Origin of the sequence: Pristimantibacillus sp. PTI5 (assembly GCF_048572955.1) — a bacterium.
GTDB lineage: Bacteria > Bacillota > Bacilli > Paenibacillales > Paenibacillaceae > Pristimantibacillus.
The window spans coordinates 2086244-2105399 of the sequence record NZ_CP183886.1 but is presented as its reverse complement, the minus strand read 5'-3'; the positions used below and the strand labels follow the sequence as shown (position 1 = coordinate 2105399).

At 41.8% G+C, this 19156-nt stretch carries 20 protein-coding genes and 3 pseudogenes; 20 read left to right on the top strand and 3 right to left on the bottom strand.

Annotated features, from left to right (window positions below):
* Positions 1–254 precede the first annotated feature (254 nt).
* Positions 255–2318, bottom strand: a complete 2064-nt coding sequence (locus tag ACN6MW_RS09375; RefSeq protein WP_419875231.1) for a DUF6273 domain-containing protein — start codon at positions 2316–2318, stop codon at positions 255–257.
* Between the two features lie 313 nt (positions 2319–2631).
* Here ACN6MW_RS09375 and ACN6MW_RS09370 point away from each other — a divergent pair, with 313 nt between their 5' ends.
* The 19 genes and pseudogenes from ACN6MW_RS09370 (at position 2632) to ACN6MW_RS09280 (ending at position 16728) form a co-directional block, all read left to right on the top strand.
* Positions 2632–3498, top strand: coding sequence for a hypothetical protein (locus ACN6MW_RS09370; RefSeq protein WP_419875230.1), 867 nt, complete (start codon positions 2632–2634; stop codon positions 3496–3498).
* A 104-nt stretch (positions 3499–3602) separates the two neighbouring features.
* On the top strand, positions 3603–3950 hold the full coding sequence (locus tag ACN6MW_RS09365; RefSeq protein WP_419875229.1) for a hypothetical protein: 348 nt from the start codon (positions 3603–3605) through the stop codon (positions 3948–3950).
* Positions 3951–4174: 224 nt separating this feature from the next.
* Positions 4175–4345 carry a hypothetical protein gene (locus ACN6MW_RS09360; protein ID WP_419875228.1) on the top strand — a complete coding sequence of 57 codons (171 nt, stop codon included), beginning with the start codon at positions 4175–4177 and terminating at the stop codon, positions 4343–4345.
* A gap of 283 nt (positions 4346–4628) precedes the next feature.
* The gene (locus tag ACN6MW_RS09355; RefSeq protein WP_419875227.1) at positions 4629–5183 is read left to right on the top strand and encodes a GNAT family N-acetyltransferase; all 555 of its coding nucleotides are present in this window, start codon (positions 4629–4631) and stop codon (positions 5181–5183) included.
* 171 nt (positions 5184–5354) lie between these two features.
* Positions 5355–5804: a cell wall hydrolase gene (locus ACN6MW_RS09350; RefSeq protein WP_419875226.1), complete on the top strand. Its 450-nt coding sequence runs from the start codon at positions 5355–5357 to the stop codon at positions 5802–5804.
* Positions 5805–6136: 332 nt separating this feature from the next.
* A pseudogene (locus ACN6MW_RS09345) lies at positions 6137–7422 on the top strand (IS110 family transposase).
* Between the two features lie 460 nt (positions 7423–7882).
* A pseudogene (locus tag ACN6MW_RS09340) lies at positions 7883–8012 on the top strand (IS1595 family transposase); the annotation flags it as partial.
* A gap of 114 nt (positions 8013–8126) precedes the next feature.
* Positions 8127–8483: a hypothetical protein gene (locus ACN6MW_RS09335; RefSeq protein ID WP_419875225.1), complete on the top strand. Its 357-nt coding sequence runs from the start codon at positions 8127–8129 to the stop codon at positions 8481–8483.
* A gap of 374 nt (positions 8484–8857) precedes the next feature.
* The gene (locus ACN6MW_RS09330; RefSeq protein WP_419875224.1) at positions 8858–9319 is read left to right on the top strand and encodes a DUF6843 domain-containing protein; all 462 of its coding nucleotides are present in this window, start codon (positions 8858–8860) and stop codon (positions 9317–9319) included.
* Between the two features lie 213 nt (positions 9320–9532).
* Complete coding sequence (locus tag ACN6MW_RS09325; protein ID WP_419875223.1) at positions 9533–10003, top strand: hypothetical protein; 471 nt, start codon at positions 9533–9535, stop codon at positions 10001–10003.
* Positions 10004–10136: 133 nt separating this feature from the next.
* On the top strand, positions 10137–10589 hold the full coding sequence (locus ACN6MW_RS09320; RefSeq protein ID WP_419876310.1) for a DUF4279 domain-containing protein: 453 nt from the start codon (positions 10137–10139) through the stop codon (positions 10587–10589).
* A 370-nt stretch (positions 10590–10959) separates the two neighbouring features.
* Positions 10960–11475 carry a hypothetical protein gene (locus ACN6MW_RS09315; protein ID WP_419875222.1) on the top strand — a complete coding sequence of 172 codons (516 nt, stop codon included), beginning with the start codon at positions 10960–10962 and terminating at the stop codon, positions 11473–11475.
* 41 nt (positions 11476–11516) lie between these two features.
* Entirely contained in the window at positions 11517–12095 is a 579-nt protein-coding gene (locus ACN6MW_RS09310) for a sigma-70 family RNA polymerase sigma factor (RefSeq protein ID WP_419875221.1), read from the top strand.
* A complete protein-coding gene (locus ACN6MW_RS09305; protein WP_419875220.1) occupies positions 12085–13050 on the top strand; it encodes a hypothetical protein in 966 nt (321 codons plus the stop codon). The genes ACN6MW_RS09310 and ACN6MW_RS09305 overlap by 11 nt, the downstream gene beginning before the upstream one ends.
* A 19-nt stretch (positions 13051–13069) precedes the next feature.
* Positions 13070–14110, top strand: a complete 1041-nt coding sequence (locus ACN6MW_RS09300; RefSeq protein WP_419875219.1) for a hypothetical protein — start codon at positions 13070–13072, stop codon at positions 14108–14110.
* A complete protein-coding gene (locus ACN6MW_RS09295) occupies positions 14107–14976 on the top strand; it encodes a hypothetical protein (RefSeq protein ID WP_419875218.1) in 870 nt (289 codons plus the stop codon). Before ACN6MW_RS09300 ends, ACN6MW_RS09295 begins: the two co-directional genes overlap by 4 nt.
* 432 nt (positions 14977–15408) lie before the next feature.
* A complete protein-coding gene (locus tag ACN6MW_RS09290) occupies positions 15409–15891 on the top strand; it encodes a nucleoside deaminase (RefSeq protein ID WP_419875217.1) in 483 nt (160 codons plus the stop codon).
* Between the two features lie 179 nt (positions 15892–16070).
* Positions 16071–16310 (top strand): DUF4085 family protein, encoded by a 240-nt coding sequence (locus ACN6MW_RS09285; RefSeq protein ID WP_419875216.1) that lies wholly within the window; start codon positions 16071–16073, stop codon positions 16308–16310.
* Between the two features lie 13 nt (positions 16311–16323).
* Positions 16324–16728: a DUF4085 family protein gene (locus ACN6MW_RS09280; protein ID WP_419875215.1), complete on the top strand. Its 405-nt coding sequence runs from the start codon at positions 16324–16326 to the stop codon at positions 16726–16728.
* A gap of 107 nt (positions 16729–16835) precedes the next feature.
* Here ACN6MW_RS09280 and ACN6MW_RS09275 read toward each other — a convergent pair.
* Positions 16836–17022 (bottom strand): annotated as a pseudogene (locus ACN6MW_RS09275) (DUF2243 domain-containing protein); the annotation flags it as partial.
* Positions 17023–17324: 302 nt separating this feature from the next.
* Between ACN6MW_RS09275 and ACN6MW_RS09270 the strand changes: the two are divergent.
* On the top strand, positions 17325–18743 hold the full coding sequence (locus tag ACN6MW_RS09270; RefSeq protein WP_419875214.1) for a hypothetical protein: 1419 nt from the start codon (positions 17325–17327) through the stop codon (positions 18741–18743).
* Positions 18744–18750: 7 nt separating this feature from the next.
* Here ACN6MW_RS09270 and ACN6MW_RS09265 read toward each other — a convergent pair whose 3' ends face one another.
* A complete protein-coding gene (locus tag ACN6MW_RS09265) occupies positions 18751–19110 on the bottom strand; it encodes a winged helix-turn-helix transcriptional regulator (RefSeq protein ID WP_169089669.1) in 360 nt (119 codons plus the stop codon).
* Between the last annotated feature and the right edge of the window lie 46 nt (positions 19111–19156).

The following is a 19156-nucleotide window of genomic DNA, read 5'->3' as shown; positions in this document are numbered from 1 at the left end:
TAATCAAATGAATGCTGGATTTTTGGGGGGGACATTGAATTAGGTCAAAATTTGGTGGAAATTACTCGTGGAAAATTTTTTTAAAAAACCAAATGTTAACATAATCATTTCCCCATTTGAAACTTTACAGAGTGAAAAGAGTAACTTTGACCTGGACATATCTGGTACAGCTTTGAGAAAGTTACAATAGATATGCACCCCAACTTGATGATTTAAAAAAACCAACCATTGAACAAATTATCGAATGAAAGAGGTTATTTTTCCCTAACCCACATGACCGGACGTATGCCCAGTTTAGTATCCACCCTTCGATGATAGATCTGATAATCAGAAGAAACGATGCGCGCTTTGTCGGTACTGCTATAATAAGGGAGTGAGAGCCAATAATCACTTGGCAAAACAGAAGCGGTTTTGGATAGGTCAAAAAGCCGCTTCACATCATCTACGGTCGGCAATGTTAAATAAGCAGAGTACATCTTCCGAAATGCCCGATTGCTGTCCTGTGAAGCATATTTAATAGGCGAAAACCAATAATGAGGCCGGTCTCCACTATCGGCTCTCATCCAGTTTTTTTCATTAGAAAACGCAGGATATTCGGCATATTGAATGCGAGCCTGCTCGTCTTGCGAGAACCAACTATCGATTTTGGCATTCAAGTCTTTCTGTATGCTGGCTTGTATATAATCGTTAGAGCGTTCATCATACACACTACTGTATAGCGCGTCTTTAGCGATAACCTTTACCATACTGTTGCTTTTCTCCAAAACAAACCATTCGATGGGTTTGCCTTCTATGCTCCCCATCGTAATCATTTCCGGTTTGCCGGGATAAAAAGAAATGACCCCCAACAAAGCCACGGAGACAATGCCAACAAGTCTAAAAGCCCGGCTATTAAAATTGAGATTATCCAATAACAAAAGGATGATCAGGATATCCAAATGTACATTAAATAAGAACATATGCTTTTGCAAATCGGCGTTTCCGTTGCTTACGATGGGGACAATGAATTGCCCTGCAGCTGCACCTAAGAGTGCCAACCTCAGCAAGATACTGTACAAGCTAGCCCTTTTCCTAAATAAAACAACTAAATTAGCTATAGAGAGAGTAAAGACCATGCATAGGAAAACAGAAGCAAAACCAGAAAAATGCTTTCTAATACTCTCCCAAAGATTAAATCTGAATTCAAACAATAAGTCTGCTTGCTCGTTTGACAATTTCATGTTGGTTAAATAGGTAGGCCTTAGAGGCAAAGCCGCTTCGGCACTTACATCCAGCTTCTCGGCAAAAAAGGCAGGATGGGTCAAATAATATTTTAAAACACTAAATTTGCTTGCTCGGTCAAAAAACAAAGACTGAAAGTTTGAATCATATATATTATAGGGATTCAAGGGGGCTCTCACGTAAGCATTTAAGGATTCCAATTTGGACAGTTCCGGTGGTAAACCCAGATCTTTAGTGGACTGCTCTGTCGCTGGATTATTGTATAAAACGCCAAAAAAAACGGCTTGAAACGTGGTAGCCTTTTCCATCCATTTGGGCGCTTGGTTCGCGTAACTGTATGATGCGAGAAGCATAATAACTATTGAAGTGCAAATGATGATTTTCTTCTTGAGCGTTTCATTTTTGATCGCATAATAAGCGAGGGGGACGGACAACAACAAAGTTGACGGGAAGTTGGCCGGTTTTGAACCGGAAAAGACAAAGAGTGACAGCATTAATCCTATGTACACAATATAGCTGTTTTTATTCTTTTCAAGATACAAAAGCAGGACAAAAGATAGAATTAAAAAAATAAGTGTCGTGGCTTCTCCATAAAAAGAATTGAAATAAACCAAATAGCCACAGTCTAAAAAAACAAATACAAAAGCAATCTTCACGGCAATATTGGCGTATTTATTGTCTTTCCACTTATTCTTCAGAAATAAAACGAAGGCAAATGCGTAAATAATAATATATTGAACGGTTTGAAAGAAAAGGTTAAACAAGCTGGTATCGCGATGTAAAAGCTTGTTGGCTATGGCGTTAAAAAATAGGGCTATTTTAATAAAGTGAAATTGCGTGGAATAATATCCAGCAGGGTTGTCTTTGACGGGTAGAAATATATGATTAAAATACTGAATAATTCGAGAAGGATTGGATATATGATACCAATCTTCAGTACTTAAATACCTTATGTCATGGACAGAGGTCAGCCCAAACGCTCTCGTTGTCCTGTCAAAGTCTGAATTATCTGCAAGCCCTATGAGCGTTGGCGCATAAATCAGCAAGGAAATAGCGGTCACAATGAAAATAAAGAGAGCTAGCATCCGTACAAACATTCAATCAAGTCCTTTATATAAAAGTTGCTTCTCAAAATTTGCCCCAAAATGTGTTAACTCATACGATAAGTGTGTAGTTACACGATAGTTAATGATGATTGCCGAAACAGAAGACTTTATTGAATAAACCGAAAAAGATGATCTGAAACAGACTACTTAGAACTTGAGATGACGAAGAAAGGGGTTTGGTTACTGGAGTCCAACCGCTAAGGCAACTGCTCACCTTCTTTATTAAGCTAACGGGCAGTATAGCTGTGCAAATGATGTAAAGGTTTTTTCCTTAATACTAGAGAATATTACCTCAGAGGTGATTATGTTGAAATTTAAATTAGACTTGGAATATACACCTAGATCTCCAAAGCAAGGACTTCCTTTTACTGAATCTAGCCATTTACGATCAGCTTCATCGTATGAATTTAATACTAAGGAAATAGGAATAGCTTTAGTTGACTTATGGAATTTTGGTTGGGATGATGGCCCCCTTGTTACATCCCTTGGATGGGAATTAAGTACGGAAAGAGGGGTATCACATGCAATAAGGAAGAAGGAGATCATGACAAATCGAATTGCTCCCGCCATTAGTGAACTGAGACAATTAGGAGTTCAAATATTTCATTGCAATCATGCTCCATTCTTGAACAGTTTTCCACAATGGCTTAATTCAACAACAGAAGAAGAACGTAGGAAACTTGAATCTCCAGGGAACCAGTGCGTCGATGTTAAGGTAGCAAATAATGTTTTCCCAGAAAAAGAGTGGCAACAAGAATGGAGTTCAAGGCATTCAAATGATGTGTACCATACAGATTGGTCTAATCTACAAATCGAAACGTATTCCCAAATACAGATTCCTCAGGTAGTACAACCCCAAGAGCAAGATTTGTTAGTTTATTCAAAAGAACAATTTCATCGGATTCTTACTGAACATAATATTCGTGTCCTTTTTTATATGGGATTTGAGACAGACGAATGTATTACTCAAAGTGATTATGGGATTATTAATATGCACTCTTACGGGTATATGACAAATATCGTCCGCGATTGTACAACTACATATGAATCCGCTGAAACAGTTGAAGGATTATGGAGAACAAAGGTCGCTATTGAACAGATAGAGAAGAGATGGGGATATTCCATAAATGCGTATGATTTACTACGAGGGATTAAAAGTTCAGATCGTTGAACTAACGGGACACGATAGTTCAATTAACACAATGAAGCAGTCGACCACAATGATCGGCTGCTTCATTACGCTAACGGGCAGTATAATAGCATAGAGGTGATTGAATGATGGACAAAGAATTACGACAATGGGCTGTTAAAAATGATATTGAAAAAAAATCCAATGCTGGTTTTTGGTTTTGCTTTAATAATTACATACAAGAAGACCCAGAAGAGTTTCGACAAGTATTTGGTTATGATTTTGATGCTGAGCTACTAACAGTTGAAATGAAAAGTGTAGCATTATTCATTGATACGTGGGATGAAACCAAAGTGTATGAAGACATCTCTTATGGTTTTGATTATGTAGTATCCTATATACCGATTGTCTATAAGGATCAAAAACTAGGTATATATAAAATGCTTTATACATTAGATGGCCAATCTTTTGATGACTTCTTTGTTCTTGATTAAACCTTTAAACGGTTAAGCTAACGGGTAACGATAGCTTATACATGTGAGCTGCCGTTTTCTCAACTAAAGGCAGGATTCATTATTGAGCTCTTAAAAAGAAAGCACACAAATTATAGACAGTACGGGGTACAAGCAAACGGTTACTTTGACAAGACTAAGTATTATAGAAACCGCCAGTTTAGATGGACGTATTTATAAAAGACAGCAATGGAGGTGGAGGAATTATGGATAGGAAGAACAAGATGAAACCCGCAACGGCAGTTGCAGTAGGAATCGCCCTTGGTGTAGCAATAGGCGTAGCAATGGATAATATCTCTGTTGGTATCGGACTTGGAATCGCGTTTGGCGTAGTATTCGGCGGGTTTAGAATAAAAAAGAATCCACCGGATGCCTGAAAATGATCAGTAAATAAAGCTGCCGGCACATGTCGGCACTTTATTTTAATCTTTAACTGGACACTGACGAGGTTGTAACGGATATTGTGACCGTTGAAGTAACGTAAGAACGTTAGTTGAGAACAACAAAGTGGCAGCTGATCTATATGATCAGTTGCCATTTTTGTTGAAGTAAAGGGCAGTTTAGCGTGGTACTCCCTTGATCTTAAGGTAGCTAACATAATTATATTTTGTTACGATAGGCCTAACCAAATTTTGGATGATATTATAAGGGGATTAGTCTATGTACAAAGCAATAATTGATGATCAGACATACTTATCTATTCTCCAGCAGTCGCATTCTCAAGAATTATTTGAGTTAATCGATGGAAGTCGTGATTCTTTAAGAAACTGGCTAGTGTTCCCTGATAAAACAAATACAGTTGATGATACAAAGGCCTTTATTCATCGGTCTTTAAGTAGATTTTCAAATGATAATGGATATTGGTCTGGTATCTGGCATAAAGGACAAATCGTAGGATCAATAGGGTATTTATGGATTGATTGGGATTCTAAAAGAACAGAAATAGGTTATTGGTTAGGGAAGAAATTTGAAGGTAACGGTATTATAACTAAGGCCTGTAATGCCTTCATAAATCACGCTTTCAATGATTTGCGTTTAGCTAAGGTTGAGATCGGAGCTGCAACTAACAACATCAAAAGTAGGGCAATACCAGAACGTCTGGGTTTTACTCAAGAAGGGATTATTAGAAACTACGAATTGCTTCACAATCAATACTTTGACCGAGTTATATACGGTCTTATTAAAGAAGAATGGTTGCATGGCAATATTAATTGAGCTAACGGGACACGATAGTTCAACCATTATTACACAGCGGCAGCCGGCCAAACGATCGGCTGCTTTTTTAAGTTTTGACACCCTGGCACACATGTGACCCGCCCCGCACGCCCACGGTCATTTTGCCAAAATGTGAATATAGTGTGTTAACCAGTTAAAGGGGGTTTTGCCATGGGTGCGAGGGTTAAGTATACGTCGTCTGACGTTGATTTGTTGGCGCGGCTTATGAGGGGCGAGGCACAGGCGGAAGGCGAAAAGGGTATGTTAACGGTTGGCGCTGTCGTGATTAATCGGGCCGTAGTCAGGTGTTCGGACTTCAAGAACGTCAACAATATTAATGATGTTATTTATCATTATATGAATGGCGATGCCATGTTCGACGCCATATTAGAACCCGATTTTTATCTGAAGACACGGGAACGAGAGCGGCGGCTAGCTGAACAGACCATAAAAGGCTGGCGAGAATGGCCTTCAAAATACTCTCTGTGGTATTTCAATCCGTGGGGGCCAACATCTCAAGCTTGCCCCGCAATGTGGTACGGTCAACCGCTCGCGGGTACTTGGAAAAATCATTGTTTTTACCAACCAACAAGCACGGAATGCGCGGAAATTTACCGATAAAAAACTTTATAAGGGCGAATGCCATAAGGCATTCAATGGCAGATAAAAAACACTTTGGTATGCCATCGACTACGAAAAGTTGCCTTAAAAGAAGCACAGCCTCTTCTTGATAAGAGCCCTCACCTGACTGTGAAAAAATAGGTGATCAATTAAAAGTAGTTGCAAATCCAAACTTTAAATAATCAAGGGTGAGCTTTTATCAAATTTCAAGTAGTATCGGAAGAAGATTAAGCTAAACATTCCTGTTGAGGCTAAGAAATAGCCTTTGTCAAAAAAGGAGCGCCTCGGTATGATGGGTTTGTCCAATACACCATCAAGGAGGCGCTCTTACTATGAAGTTTAAGCAATCAGACGCACAAAATCAACGGATTGAACGAATTACCACCTCGCATCTCGTCGTAGGGATCGACATGGCCAAAGAAACGCATGTAGCACAAGCTACGAATTTCCGTGGGATCGTGGTTTCCAAACGACATCTCTCATTCTCAAATAGCATGGAAGGCTTTGAAAAATTGATCCGCTGGATGACGGAGTTACAGCAGAAACACCGATTAAAGTAGCTCATCATCGGCGTGGAGCCAACCGGCCATTATTGGTTTAACCTGGCCAACTGGTTAGCAGATAAGGAATTACACGTGGTTATGGTTAACCCTGCTACGACGAAGCGCAATAAAGAAAATCGAGATAATAGTCCATCAAAGAACGACCCAAAAGATGCACTTATTATCGCAGATTCAGTAAGTCGGGGCTTCTACTATGAGTACACGCGTCAATCGCTTGTGTTTCAACGCTTACGGACCATAATGAGTGACCGCGAATTCTGGGTGTCGAATAGTGTACGCCTGCAGAATCGAATCATACGCTGGCTGGACATTCGCTTTCCTGAGTATCCATCCGTATTCAAAGACTGGACCTGTAAGCGATCATTGGCGACCCTCAAGACATTCCCTTGCCCACAGGATTTGGAGACGTATGCAATACCGGATGTGATCCGTGCTTGGAGAACTCATATGCAGCGCGCTGGGGGTTCTACGGGGATTGAGCAGGCTGCACAGCTCATCGCTCATGCTAAACGCAGTGTCGGAGATCGGACCGCAGTAGAAGAATCGAAGACAGATTTAATACGGCTCATTGAAGAATATGAGCGCGTTACCACCATGCTTGAACAGATTGAAAAGGACATCGAATCCCTGCTTTCTGAGATTCCAATGGCACAGCACTTCGCACCATAAAAGGTCTCGGGAAGATCTTCACCGCGGCCATACTAGCAGGCACAGGAGATTTAAGACAGTATGCGCATGGCCGTCAGGTATTACGGAAGGCTGGCCTAAATTTGGCTGAAAGTACGTCAGGAAAGCGAAAAGGACGAATTGTTCTTTCGAAACGAGGAGACTCAGCCCTGCGAAAATATCTCTATCTCGCGACGGTTCAGCTCGTTTGGAACAACCCCGTATTCCGCCATCTGCATGAGCATAATGTGCAAGAAAAGAAGATAACAAAGCAACAATCCATATTTAAGTTACTAGGAAAGCTGGCACGAATTCTAGTTGGTATTGTTCAACGGGGAGAAAAATTCACGCCAGAGAAAACCGTCCTTGCATGGGCAGAAGCAGCTTAAGCTAAGCAGCATCACGTATATTGACTCATTCGCAGGATTTCACAAAGAAAGCACGGAGGACCGAGTTCGTTACCCAAAAGGGCTCTGACCCATCCGCTAAACGCTATCGGTCTCCACACCTTGGACAGGTATAACGAAGGAATGTAAGGGCATTGACCCGTTGAGTTGTGGGAGGGTGAACCTCCAGGGATCATGTGGAGTATGCGTGCAGTAGAGATCGCCTGGGGAATATTTCCTGAGTATTCCTCTATTTCCGCATGCTCAGCCCACCACCTCAACCGGCAGCAACTGCATTGCTTCCTGAGATGGACTTGATCCAAGGTGACGAAATCCTGCGAATGAGTGAGTATATGTGAGATAAACCCTTAAAAACGAGGGACGGGTAACGATAGTTGAATAACATATGGATGAGCAGGTGCTGCGGTGGCCTGCTCTTTTTATTAAGCTAACGGGCAGAATTGTTAAAAAGGTTTTCCACATTCAAAATGTAAACAACTATCATAGTCGTTTAAAACGTTGGATTGACCGCTTTAATGAGGTAGCAACCAAGTATTTGCAACATTATCTGACTTGGTTCCGTTACTTAGATATCAAGAAATATGAGAACACACCATCGAATAAGAAAAATATTTTAGTTGATTCATGCTTACATTTAGTTCATGTAACAAATAAGTCGTTACGAATAGCGAATCGGAGGTGTGAAGATGTTAGTTATGCTTGTCTGTCTAATTTTTATTATTATTTCAATATTTACGTTTAGACGAGTCGGGATTTCCAACCCATATTCTAAAGGTTTCTTCCTTGCTATTGTTCTTTCCATCGTAGCCGTTATCTGTCTTGCTCAAAACTATACTCAGAACCTTATACCAGAAGTAAACGATGGAATTGGAGCTTCAAACAAAGTGGCGTACTGGATTCTTGGAGAAGACGGCTGGTCTAAAGAAACGTTTCGAGATGCGTTTGAGAAATCCATTTATCTCACCCTCTTTTTAATTATTGCTTATCCTGTGGTTCTTGCAGTTGAGTCAAAATTAAAGAAGAAAGTAACTTCGAGAGCGTAGCTCCCTTTTTTTTGAGCATAAATCAACAATTAAGTTTAACTAAGCCAAAAATAAGTGGATTTTATCATTAAACTAACGGGAAACGATAGTTCAGTACCTTGAGGGCTCCCATCCGGTGGCGAATGGCCCTTCGTTACGCTCCCATGGAAGAACGTAATTTCTACCATAATCTGTGGTGCTGTGCTGCGGCATGGATGGCTAACGGGTAGATTAACACGATTTACCAAAGGAAAGGACGCTTCATTTGAGGTGTTCTTTTTTGTGGGAAAGATCCGCAGTCCTTGCAGGCGGCAGGTACTACAAAAGTTAGAACTGCTCAGCAGATGAACTTGCTGTTACCCTTGAAGAAAGAAGAATTTGAGGAGGGAGACATCATGGCGAAATTGAAAAATGAGAACAATTCTGGGGGAGTTTTATTGAAAAGTATTATTGGCTTACCTAAATATGTTTTTGTAGCCTTAGCTATCCTGTTAATGGGCTTTATCTTTCTAATAGCTACAATAAATAAAAATCCACTTCATATATATTTATTACCTGAAAATTTCACTGGAGAAGTTGAAATTACTTTTGCACAGGCGGATTATCCACCTCTTAAAATAGAAAAAAATATCTATAATGTACCTACGTCGGGTAAGTTGAAAACTTCAACTAATCTGAAAGGTGGACCTGTTGAGGTATACTATGTTGACAATCAAGGTCATCGTAAGGAAGTAATTCATGAAGAATTTCATGGAGTTTCCACTGGTAGCGGTGGCAAAGATAACTTAACAGTTGCACATTTTTATATAGGTACTAAAGACCAATATGATAACTATGTGAAACAGCTAGGCTTTTAGTATTATTGTGCTTGTGAAAGTTGTTATTCCCCTTGTTAGGACTGGCATCATTACGCTAACGGAACACGAGTTGAACAAACAAGGAGCAGTTTGCTGAGGCAGCTGCTCCATTTCTTTGTTAAGCTAACGGGCAGTTTAGTTCCAATATGTGTTAAAATCAAGGGGGTTTGGTGAACTTAATTCGAATTAAGTTAATGAAGGGCAGGGGATCAGATGGGGACCGACATCCATGTATATATCGAGCAGAAAATATATAAAAATGACACTCCGTTAATGACTGAATGGATTAGTGTAGATGAATGGATACATGCCTCTTACTTTGAGGGAATGGGGGTTCGAAAACATTTCTGGACAGATAGAAATTATCTGTTATTTGCGATACTAGCAGATGAAAGAAATGAATATAATATCCATCCCATTTCGTTGCCAAAGGGACTGCCTGACGATGTAAGCCCAGAAGTGAAAAATCAGAGCGACAAAGAAAACGAGGACGCACATACAAGAAGTTGGCTAACTCTAAAAGAACTCCTCGAATACGATTGGCAACAAAAAATCGAAGATGACAATAACGAAATCTTTCCTCTCGAAGCGCTGGTTATCCCTTTTGTGAATGAGTTTATCCCGCGTTTGAGTAAAATTGACGAGCCTGAGAATGTCCGTATGGTCTTTTGGTTTGATAATTAAAGTAACTCATTGAACTAACGGGAAACATAACTCAATAAACACAAGAGGCTGCCGGTCAAACGATCGGCTGCCTTTATTAGTTAGTGGTACAATCGAGACAAGGATGATTTCATAAATGATTGAGGTGTTGAAAATAGACAAGACCAAAGTAATGGCGTATTTCAGTCTCTTTGGAGAGGAATTTCCAGTAAATGAAGTTACTAAATTACTCAGCATAGAACCAACAGAATCGTATAATAAAGGTGATGTTATTGTCAGACAGAAGAATGACAAAATAATTAGTACCACAGTACATTACAGAAAAAAAACAGCCTGGGTACTAAGTTCAGGGTATCAAGAATCCTATGATGTTACTGAACAACTGGCTCAAGTTTTGGAACCATTGAAAATTAAAACAGCGATAATAAATCAGTTAAGAAAGAGGTATAGATTGGATTGCCTTTTCTCAATCGTAATAATAATTGAAAATGGTCAAACGCCAGCTTTACACCTCGATAATAAACAGATTGAATTCGCAAATAGCATAGAAGCGGAGTTTGATATTGATTTATATGCAAACCCATATAAAAGCGATTTTGACATGTGAAAAGTGAATTACTGTTGAGCTAACGGGACACTATAGCTGAATAAACACATAGAGACGGCAGCCGATCTAATTGGCTGCCGTTTCTCACCAAATGGGAAGTTCTCGTCAATTCCTGGAGTGGAGACAATGACAATAAAGGGGATGATTTCTTATAGCACGACTATTTTGATTCGGAGAACTACACAGGGAATCATTTACTCATTGATAACTGGAAAGATGAGTTGACTCCCTTAAAATGTTAAGACCAAAGCTTATGATATATTGCTCAGTTTGCTCCACTGAGGCAGCACATAATATCAACTGGAAACTTTTCGAACCTTTTTAACATTTAAAACCAATCTATCTCGAACGAATACGGAGGGGGTTCTATATGAAGAAAGGCTTCTTTATTATTTTATTCTGTTTGTTGTTATCTGCTTGCTCGAGTGAAAAATCAAGTATTCCTCAGGATTTTATTGCAGAATTGAACAGCACCGATTTGAGCAGCGAACAAGTAGGAGGGGTTCAGCTAGGAGAATCCGAGCAGCAACTGAAGGAAAAACGTGGATTGCCAGATGGTGAATTCGATGTGAAGATGAATGGTAAGGATGAATATGATGACCCGTTTCGTGCATTAGAGTACTCTGATGCCGGATATACGATTCGGAATGATAAAGTTGTCAGTTATAATCTGCATAAGAATTCAGCAACGGTAGGAGGAGTGAAGCTGGGTGATTCAAGCGATTCCGTGAAAGACATATATGGCGAAGAATTTTATAATAGGGGATATAAAGATATAGAAGCGTTAGGTTATATCGATAAGGAGAACGAATGGGTCATTGAATTTATAATAACGGCTGGCAAGGTTACAGGTATCTTGATGGGCGAACTATCGATGTTTGAATAGTAGTAAAATCAGCATTTTTTAATTGCAAGGGGGTATTCGTTTTGAAGGATTCAGACATAAATCCTTTGTTAACACCGGTCATAAATAAGGATATAGATGCTTTCCGTGAATTCTATGAACGAACGGCTGATCATGTCTATCGAACCGTCTATTATTTAGTGAACAACAAGAATGAGGTAAATGATATCGTAAGCGATATCTATATTGCCTTGCTGGCTGCTTTACCATACTATGACCGCAATAAGCCTTTCCGCGCATGGTTAAATGGATTAATTATTAATCAGGTAAATAATTGGAGCCGTAAGGGTTGGCGAAGGCTTCGAATCTTCAACCGCAATAAACAGCTGCATGTTTCACAGCCTTGGAAGAGGCCGGATGAGCTGGCCATTGAAGCGGAAGAGAAAGATAATGTGTTGGAACTGGTAAACAGTCTCTCTTTAAAACTAAGAGAGGTTATCGTTCTCCGTTATTATCAGGATTGTTCCTTCGATGAGATAGCGAGTACACTACAAATTCCACTAGGCACAGCAAAATCAAGGCATCATGAAGCACTTAAAAAACTCCGAATTCGAACCTCTAGGTCCCATTTTTTTAAGGAGGCTTATCATCATGCCGATTGAACAAGAGTTGAGAGAGGCTTATAAGAGATCTGCAAATATGGTTATGCGACCAGAGCAGCTGGATGCTAGAATTTCTCGGCAGTATGCGGTGCAGAGTATACAAAAACACTTAAAGAAGCGTGCCTCAAAAAAAACGTGGGCTATTCGAATAATCGTTGCTTGCGTTCTACTTACTTCAGTGGGCTTTTCTGCCCCCTATTTGTTTCAACTCAAAGATAAGCTAATCGAATACAACGTTCTTCCAAATCGAATGAACGCTTATGACAACAATCTTGCTGAGCAAGTTCGCGAATCCATAGACCTTGCCAAACAAGAAATGCAGATTGGGGAGCGTGGGCTTTACTATTCAGATAACTTAAAGAAACTTTTACCGAAAACTAAGCTTTCTCCTTTTCTACTCATTACAAAACCATATGTATGGGAGGATCAACGTGAGTGGGAGGAAGAATTAACAGGAGCTGCAGACCTCCATCTGCCCGGATCTCTGACGGACTCTTTGACATTTATCGGAGGACAGAAGGAGCAGCCTTTTGGCGGGTTTTTATCCTTAGACGATATGGCTTTTGTCAAGGAACTTGAGCTTCGCAGTCAAGAGAGGCAGAGGGCAGAGACTTGGATGCTTTTGCCTAAGCGCGCAATTGAGGAGTTCGTATTTACGACGATGTATGAAAGCGAGGCCGATAATCGAATAAATATTACGATGGAGGTGTTTAGAGATAAAACAACGATTCAGATGCTTTCTGACTTTAATGAGCAGGAGCAAATCCGAATTGGCGATCAGCCAGCTACCTTTGTACACTCCGAGAACTTTTTATTCAGTAATACCGACCAGTACCGCGCGTTATCTTGGTTAGATTCACGTGAGAGGGATACAGTTATGTACACGGTTGGCAGTCCAGCGGAGGATATGACAAAACTCGAATTAATACATATTGCGGAACAATTTATAAAGTAATAGCCAGGGAGCGTGAAAAATGTCTTTTTATAAGGTTTCTGCAACAAGCCACTTCATTACGATGCTGCTCGGCGCATGGTTGGTTCTAGGCATTTTTATTGATGGCTATGCACACAATCATGGAGTAGTAGAAACTTTTTTTACTCCCTGGCATGCCATATTATATAGCGGATTTCTAGCATGTGCTATATGGGTAGTCGGATTAACTCTTTATACGAAAAAACGTAATGGGTCCGGCTGGAAACAATCCGTTCCTGCGGGGTATGAGCTAGGTTTGCTAGGGGTGTTCATTTTTCTGGTCGGCGGATTATGCGATATGGCATGGCATTTGATCTTTGGAATCGAAGTAAATATTGAAGCATTGCTAAGTCCCTCTCATCTGGCTTTAATGCTGGGCGGTATTTTGATTTTATCTAGTCCTCTTCGAGCGGGCTGGAGAGAGTCTGGATGGGAAAGACCTGACTGGAAAACCTTTTTGCCTTCTCTGTTGTCATTATCGTTATCTGCAGGAACGGTTAATTTCTTTCTTATGTATGTCTGGATGTTTAGATATAACCTGGCTGCTCCGAAAGTGATCGAATGGTATACAGATAACTCCAGCAATCTGTTCGCCCACAGAATGGTTGAAGATGCACAAGTACGTGGACTGACTTTTATTTTATTGAATACGATTGTTTTTATGTATCCGGTCTTTCTAATGTTAAAGAGATGGAGGCCCCCGTTTGGCGCGATTACTCTATTGTTTCTCATTATAACGGCATTAATGGGTGTTCTAGACGGTTTTAATCAAATCCAAGGTTTAATCATTTCTTTTATCGCAGGTGTAAGTGCAGATTTACTACTACTATGGCGCGGAAATGATGAACAGCCTCAGAGGGGCAACCGTCTGGTCGCCATCTTCACCCCGATCGCATTATGGGGCAGCTATTTTGGCTGGATGGCTGTTTCAAGCGGTATTGGTTGGGAGCCTGAGCTCTGGGTAGGCTCTATTGTGCAAGCTGCGCTGCTCTCGCTCGCATTAAGTATCTTATCCAATGCGACAGACAGAGGGATACGATGAAAGTTAGCGGTAAGCTGTTTCGCTTTATCTCCATTCCACTTATTCTTGTTCTGCTTGCGCCAACGGGGTGTTCATCTACTACATTTAAAAATGTCGATATCGAACCTCCTGCTCGTGGAATACTTGCTGCACTTAAGAAAGAGCAAACATCAGCGCAAGCAGATCCCAGCTACCAGGTCACGATCACTGAGTTGGAGGGTAAGCCTTTAAGGATGGGCAGTATTGAATTGTCACTGGGAGTAACAAAAAACGCAGGAGAGCCGGTTCTGAAATATACAGAAGATATGACCAAACTCATGCATCTTATTGTAGTGAGCAAGGATCTAACCGCTTTTCAGCATGTGCACCCGAAGCAGATAAAAGACAATGAGTTCCAAGTTCAGCTCACAATTCCATTTGCAGGACCTTACCTTTTCCTAACAGAGTTTCGACCTCAGAAGGAGGATGTCATTCTTCATAAGCAATGGATCCAAATAGACGGAAATCAACGATCAAATGAGGCCTTGTTACCTGATACTTCATGGGTGAAGAGCATAGCCAATCTGGATATATCGCTAGTTTCAAGTCCAGCCGTTACTGAAATCAAAGCAGGACAAATGGTCATGCTGCTGTTTCGTTTTACGGACAAGGAAACAGGCAAGCCGATCAAGCAGCTTGAACCTTTTCTAGGTACATCCGGTCATTGCGTGATATTGAGTCAAAATGCCGATCAGTTTGTTCATGCACATGCTGTAGAAGCGATGAGTGGAGGAGCGAATGTCATGTTCCATTCTGTGTTTCCTGAGAAGGGCATCTATAAGCTATGGGGTCAATTTCAGTACAAAGGGGAATTGCTTACGGTTCCTTTTGTTGTCGAGGTTAGCTGAGGTATTCTCGAATGTGCCTTGTATTTCAACATAAAGAAGATTGTCACTACCTATTACAGGCGGAGACAATCCTTTTTTTATTCCGACCAGGCAATGGATAGTCAAATTGCATACAAAAAACATCGTGACTTGCTATGTTAATGAAAGGATTTTACTTAATAAAATAATACCATGGGGTTGTCGTGTTTCATTTGGCAGGATCGCGTAGCTAACGGGGAACTATAGCTAAACAATCACCAGAACGAGACTAATAGCATAAATCGGCAGCCTCGTTGAGTTAACGGGCAGTATAGCGTGGAAGAAACCCTTAAATTAATGGCTTCTTAATAGAAGGATTGGAGATAATTTTCTGGAATAAATAATCACTGGAAATTATTATGTTAGGATGAGTGAAAATGGACAAACACTATGATTACCTTCTGCTAGCTTTCGATGAAGCGCAAAAGGCAAAAGAAGAAGGTACTTGTTGATTCTAACGGAACCGTTGTTAGTCGAGGTAGAAATAGAGTTTTTTCCAGCTGTGATTCAACATCACATGCAGAAGTAGACGCTATAAGAAAAGCTGGACATAAGATATTAGATGTTGAAAGTAAAAAATTTGTTATAAACAACGGGCTTACGTTATATACAACGTGTGAGCCCTGCCCAATGTGTACGGGGACTATAGTACTCTCCATGATTAAAAAAGTGGTATGGGCTGCAAATGATGCTGATATCGGAGCATTTAAAAAATTTAAGGAAGGAACAAGTCAGTTGCCTATCTATAATGATTTGTTCAGTGACATTGAAATTGTGGCTGCTCCCTACTCTGATTTAGAAATTAGGCAGAGACAAATGTTGGCCGAATGGAATAATAATCGGGGTTACACTGATAATCATTGGAATAAAGAATTGATACATGACGCGGAGCGTTAATTTACGAAGGATTTGTTCCCAGGTGAATGGCCTAATGGTAACTATAGCTTAACAATCACTAGTACGAGCGTGGCTGCCGGCATGAAACGGCAGCCTCGTTGAGCTAACGGGCAGGTTAGCGCAACAAAACATATATACAAGTCGTATGTTTAGTGAGTGAATTATACTAGGAGGAACTAATGAAATACTTCACTAAAGAGTGGTTTGAAGAAATACAGATATCAAGTTTTTTGACTTTCCATGAAACGAAGAAAGATTGGGAAGAAGACATTGCTTGGTATGTATCTGAGGGTTTGGACTTCAAAGACATTTGTAAGAACCAATTGGAGGATAAAAGAGCTGAGTTAGTTAAATATCTCCCAGCATTCTTTCATCCCTTTTATTCAAGACGGAACGTTAAAATCACAATTTCCTTCTGAAGAACTTAGAAAAATGGCCGACCAATGGCGATTGGAGTGTGATGAGCGAACGAAAGCAAATGGGATTATTTATCAGAATTACTATAACTCCATAAAAAGCTCACTTCCCGAGAATGTTATTCAGTTGTTTGAGAAGACATTACACGATGCACGAGTAACTTCGATTGAGATGCCTTTGAAGGAAACGTTTATCATGACATTGGACTGTACAGGAGGCTATCATTATTTAACGGATGTTAAGTTAACCTTTACGGGAGTGGAGAAGTTACAGCTTGCAAACTTAAGCGTAGGTAGTGTTTGGCTTTATGATGAAGTTTACCTCACAGAAACAGGTTTTGAACTTCAGGTGTTATTAGATGGTCCTTTAATGGAGTTCTCGATATCAGCTAAAAACATTAATATAGAGGTTATTTCATAATTCATGGTTAAGCTAACGGGCAGATTACGTTAATGCTGTCGGCAAAATTATTATTTCGTTTGTTTTACAGGAATTCTAACGGGACACGATAGTTCTAACAACGCAGCGCGCCGGCGAAAGTCCGCAATCATAAACAAGCCCCCGATGGTCGCAACCAGCTGAAGGCATGAAACAAACCGTCCGATACCAAGCCAATTTCCGTCGTCGATTATCGTAAAAGTGTTGCCAGTGCAGCAGCTGGTGAAACAAAGCTTCATCGATGAATCCGACGAAGCCGAGCCCGAATAGAAAACCTTACCCTACGTTACGGCCAAGGCTAAGGCCAGGAAAAATAGCGCGTCTTTGCGTTTGAACTACCATACACTCTCCTTCTTAAACATTGTCCTGTCACTTCACCCAAAATAAAGCGATTATAGTCAGGAGCACCTCGCAAAGCTCCTTCGTTTCGCCAATTCAAAAGACTTAGAGGAAACGCGATGACAGTTCCCTTTTGGTGCCTATCGCACCGAAAAGGAACAATAATACGGAAAAGTGCGTACTTCCCAAAAACCGGCAGCGTTGTTAATCTAGTAAAAACGAAAGAGAGGTGTATAAGGATGTCAACCTATCAATTAAAGGCGGGGGAGTACAGCCTAAGCTGGGGAACTCCGCTTGCGCTGAACATTGCGAATCCGCAACAAGATGCTTTGACCCGTCAACCTGAGGGAGAATGGGACTGGGAGCTGCCCGAGGGAGTATACCGAGCGCGCGAAATTGTATGGGAGCTGGGGATGCTGCTGGATTCGGTGATCGAGCACCTACGAGGAACATCGGGCTATGAGCCTTTGCTGGAGAATGTCAGGAACAGTCTGGCGCTCTCAGGGAGGGAAGCGGTATTGCAGTTGGATGCGCTTGCGCTCGAAGATACGGCGAGACTCGAGCTGGCAGAGCAAGCCCGCAAGATCGGGGAAACCATTGCCCGGTGGGCAAGCGAACGCGGGGGGGAGGAGACGCCGATCAGCAGGGAGGTGCTGGGGGCCATTCGGTTCCGGAGCCGCTGCGACCATCATTTGTGGACGCTTCTCGTCACGGATATACTGACCGGTCCGCATGGGGGACCTACCGTGATGCAGCTGTTCAATGAATATCTTCATCAGCTAGTGCTCTTACGTGATTTCCTCATTCCTTTCGAGAATTGGGAGGAGGTACCGATCGAGATCAAGCATGGGGAAACGGGAAAAGGCCTTCGTTTCACCGAACAGGCCCGCACCGCTTTCCTATCGGAATTTCTCATCGGTAAGCCATCACACCAATCGGTGCTCCACTATGCGCAAAGCGGCTTAGCCCCTGCGTTATCGGCCGCAGGTTACGGCTTTCAGTACCATTATGGCACAATACTGCCGGCAAGCTTGAACGGGCATCCGGCTACAGCGCGAAGGTATCTGCTCCGTTGGTATCCGGTCAGAACGGTTCCGTTCGTTGAAGGAGAGACTGCGGCGGCAGTTTTCGACTACGCCTACGCGGATTACTATTCTGCTTCAAGGAGCCAGGTGGATGACAGTACTGTGAAAGACAATAACGTAGTCGGCATTGCTTCAGTTGAATGGGCGTTAGAGCAAGCGCGCGAAGCCGAACTGCTGGTCAGTCCTATAGAAGATGCGGAAGATCGGATACAAATCCGGTACCGGTTCCGTATTGCCGCTGCCGATTATGATGTGGACCTCGGGCAAATTTTCAGAGGGCATCGATATCTGTACCTCCCGAAATCTAAGCCTGATCATGACCCATCAAGCCAGCTGGATCTGGAGAACGTCACGCGCCATTCGGCTGCGAAGATTTTGGAGCTACCCGGTCTGGCAACGGCCGACTCCGGGTATCATCTGATCGACACGGCAAGAAACCCGCTTGTGTTGTGGGCGCTGCTTGGAAAATTGTATCCGGAGAATGTCATCGTTCTGGAAGAGGATGGGGAAGAGGCGCTTCATAGGGCAGCGGGTTCGGGCAAAGGCTTCGGCGCAAAAATTCTGATCACATAGCCGAGACTCAAGCTCGCTGATCATCGGTCTTGGCAGCGGACTGGAAGCTCTCCATGTAATCCGCACCGAAATCGCACAGCGTCTTCAGCATCGGAACAAGGCGGCTTCCGAATTCCGATAAGTAATATTCGACCTTTGGAGGCGCGACCGCGTAGACTTTGCGGACGATCAGGCCGTCTTGCTCTAAATCTCTCAATTGCGCGGTCAGCATCTTTTGGGTGGCGCCGGGCATTAGCTTCTGTAGTTCGTTGAAGCGAAAGGTGTTTTCGGACAAATAGCTGAGGATGAGAATCTTCCATTTCCCGCTGATCAGGTCCAACGTAATTTCGGATGCGCACCGGTACCGGGAATTCCTAAAGTTAATCATCGCTAACCTCCGTCTGCTCATAAATACAGGTAATAGTATTGGAATA

Coding starts and splice junctions, on each gene's coding strand:
- ACN6MW_RS09375 (WP_419875231.1), bottom strand. CDS start 2,318: ATGTTTGTACGGATGCTAGCTCTCTTTATTTTCATTGTGACCGCTATT.
- ACN6MW_RS09370 (WP_419875230.1), top strand. CDS start 2,632: ATGTTGAAATTTAAATTAGACTTGGAATATACACCTAGATCTCCAAAG.
- ACN6MW_RS09365 (WP_419875229.1), top strand. CDS start 3,603: ATGATGGACAAAGAATTACGACAATGGGCTGTTAAAAATGATATTGAA.
- ACN6MW_RS09360 (WP_419875228.1), top strand. CDS start 4,175: ATGGATAGGAAGAACAAGATGAAACCCGCAACGGCAGTTGCAGTAGGA.
- ACN6MW_RS09355 (WP_419875227.1), top strand. CDS start 4,629: ATGTACAAAGCAATAATTGATGATCAGACATACTTATCTATTCTCCAG.
- ACN6MW_RS09350 (WP_419875226.1), top strand. CDS start 5,355: ATGGGTGCGAGGGTTAAGTATACGTCGTCTGACGTTGATTTGTTGGCG.
- ACN6MW_RS09335 (WP_419875225.1), top strand. CDS start 8,127: ATGTTAGTTATGCTTGTCTGTCTAATTTTTATTATTATTTCAATATTT.
- ACN6MW_RS09330 (WP_419875224.1), top strand. CDS start 8,858: ATGGCGAAATTGAAAAATGAGAACAATTCTGGGGGAGTTTTATTGAAA.
- ACN6MW_RS09325 (WP_419875223.1), top strand. CDS start 9,533: ATGGGGACCGACATCCATGTATATATCGAGCAGAAAATATATAAAAAT.
- ACN6MW_RS09315 (WP_419875222.1), top strand. CDS start 10,960: ATGAAGAAAGGCTTCTTTATTATTTTATTCTGTTTGTTGTTATCTGCT.
- ACN6MW_RS09305 (WP_419875220.1), top strand. CDS start 12,085: ATGCCGATTGAACAAGAGTTGAGAGAGGCTTATAAGAGATCTGCAAAT.
- ACN6MW_RS09300 (WP_419875219.1), top strand. CDS start 13,070: ATGTCTTTTTATAAGGTTTCTGCAACAAGCCACTTCATTACGATGCTG.
- ACN6MW_RS09295 (WP_419875218.1), top strand. CDS start 14,107: ATGAAAGTTAGCGGTAAGCTGTTTCGCTTTATCTCCATTCCACTTATT.
- ACN6MW_RS09290 (WP_419875217.1), top strand. CDS start 15,409: ATGAAGCGCAAAAGGCAAAAGAAGAAGGTACTTGTTGATTCTAACGGA.
- ACN6MW_RS09285 (WP_419875216.1), top strand. CDS start 16,071: ATGAAATACTTCACTAAAGAGTGGTTTGAAGAAATACAGATATCAAGT.
- ACN6MW_RS09280 (WP_419875215.1), top strand. CDS start 16,324: ATGGCCGACCAATGGCGATTGGAGTGTGATGAGCGAACGAAAGCAAAT.
- ACN6MW_RS09270 (WP_419875214.1), top strand. CDS start 17,325: ATGTCAACCTATCAATTAAAGGCGGGGGAGTACAGCCTAAGCTGGGGA.
- ACN6MW_RS09265 (WP_169089669.1), bottom strand. CDS start 19,110: ATGATTAACTTTAGGAATTCCCGGTACCGGTGCGCATCCGAAATTACG.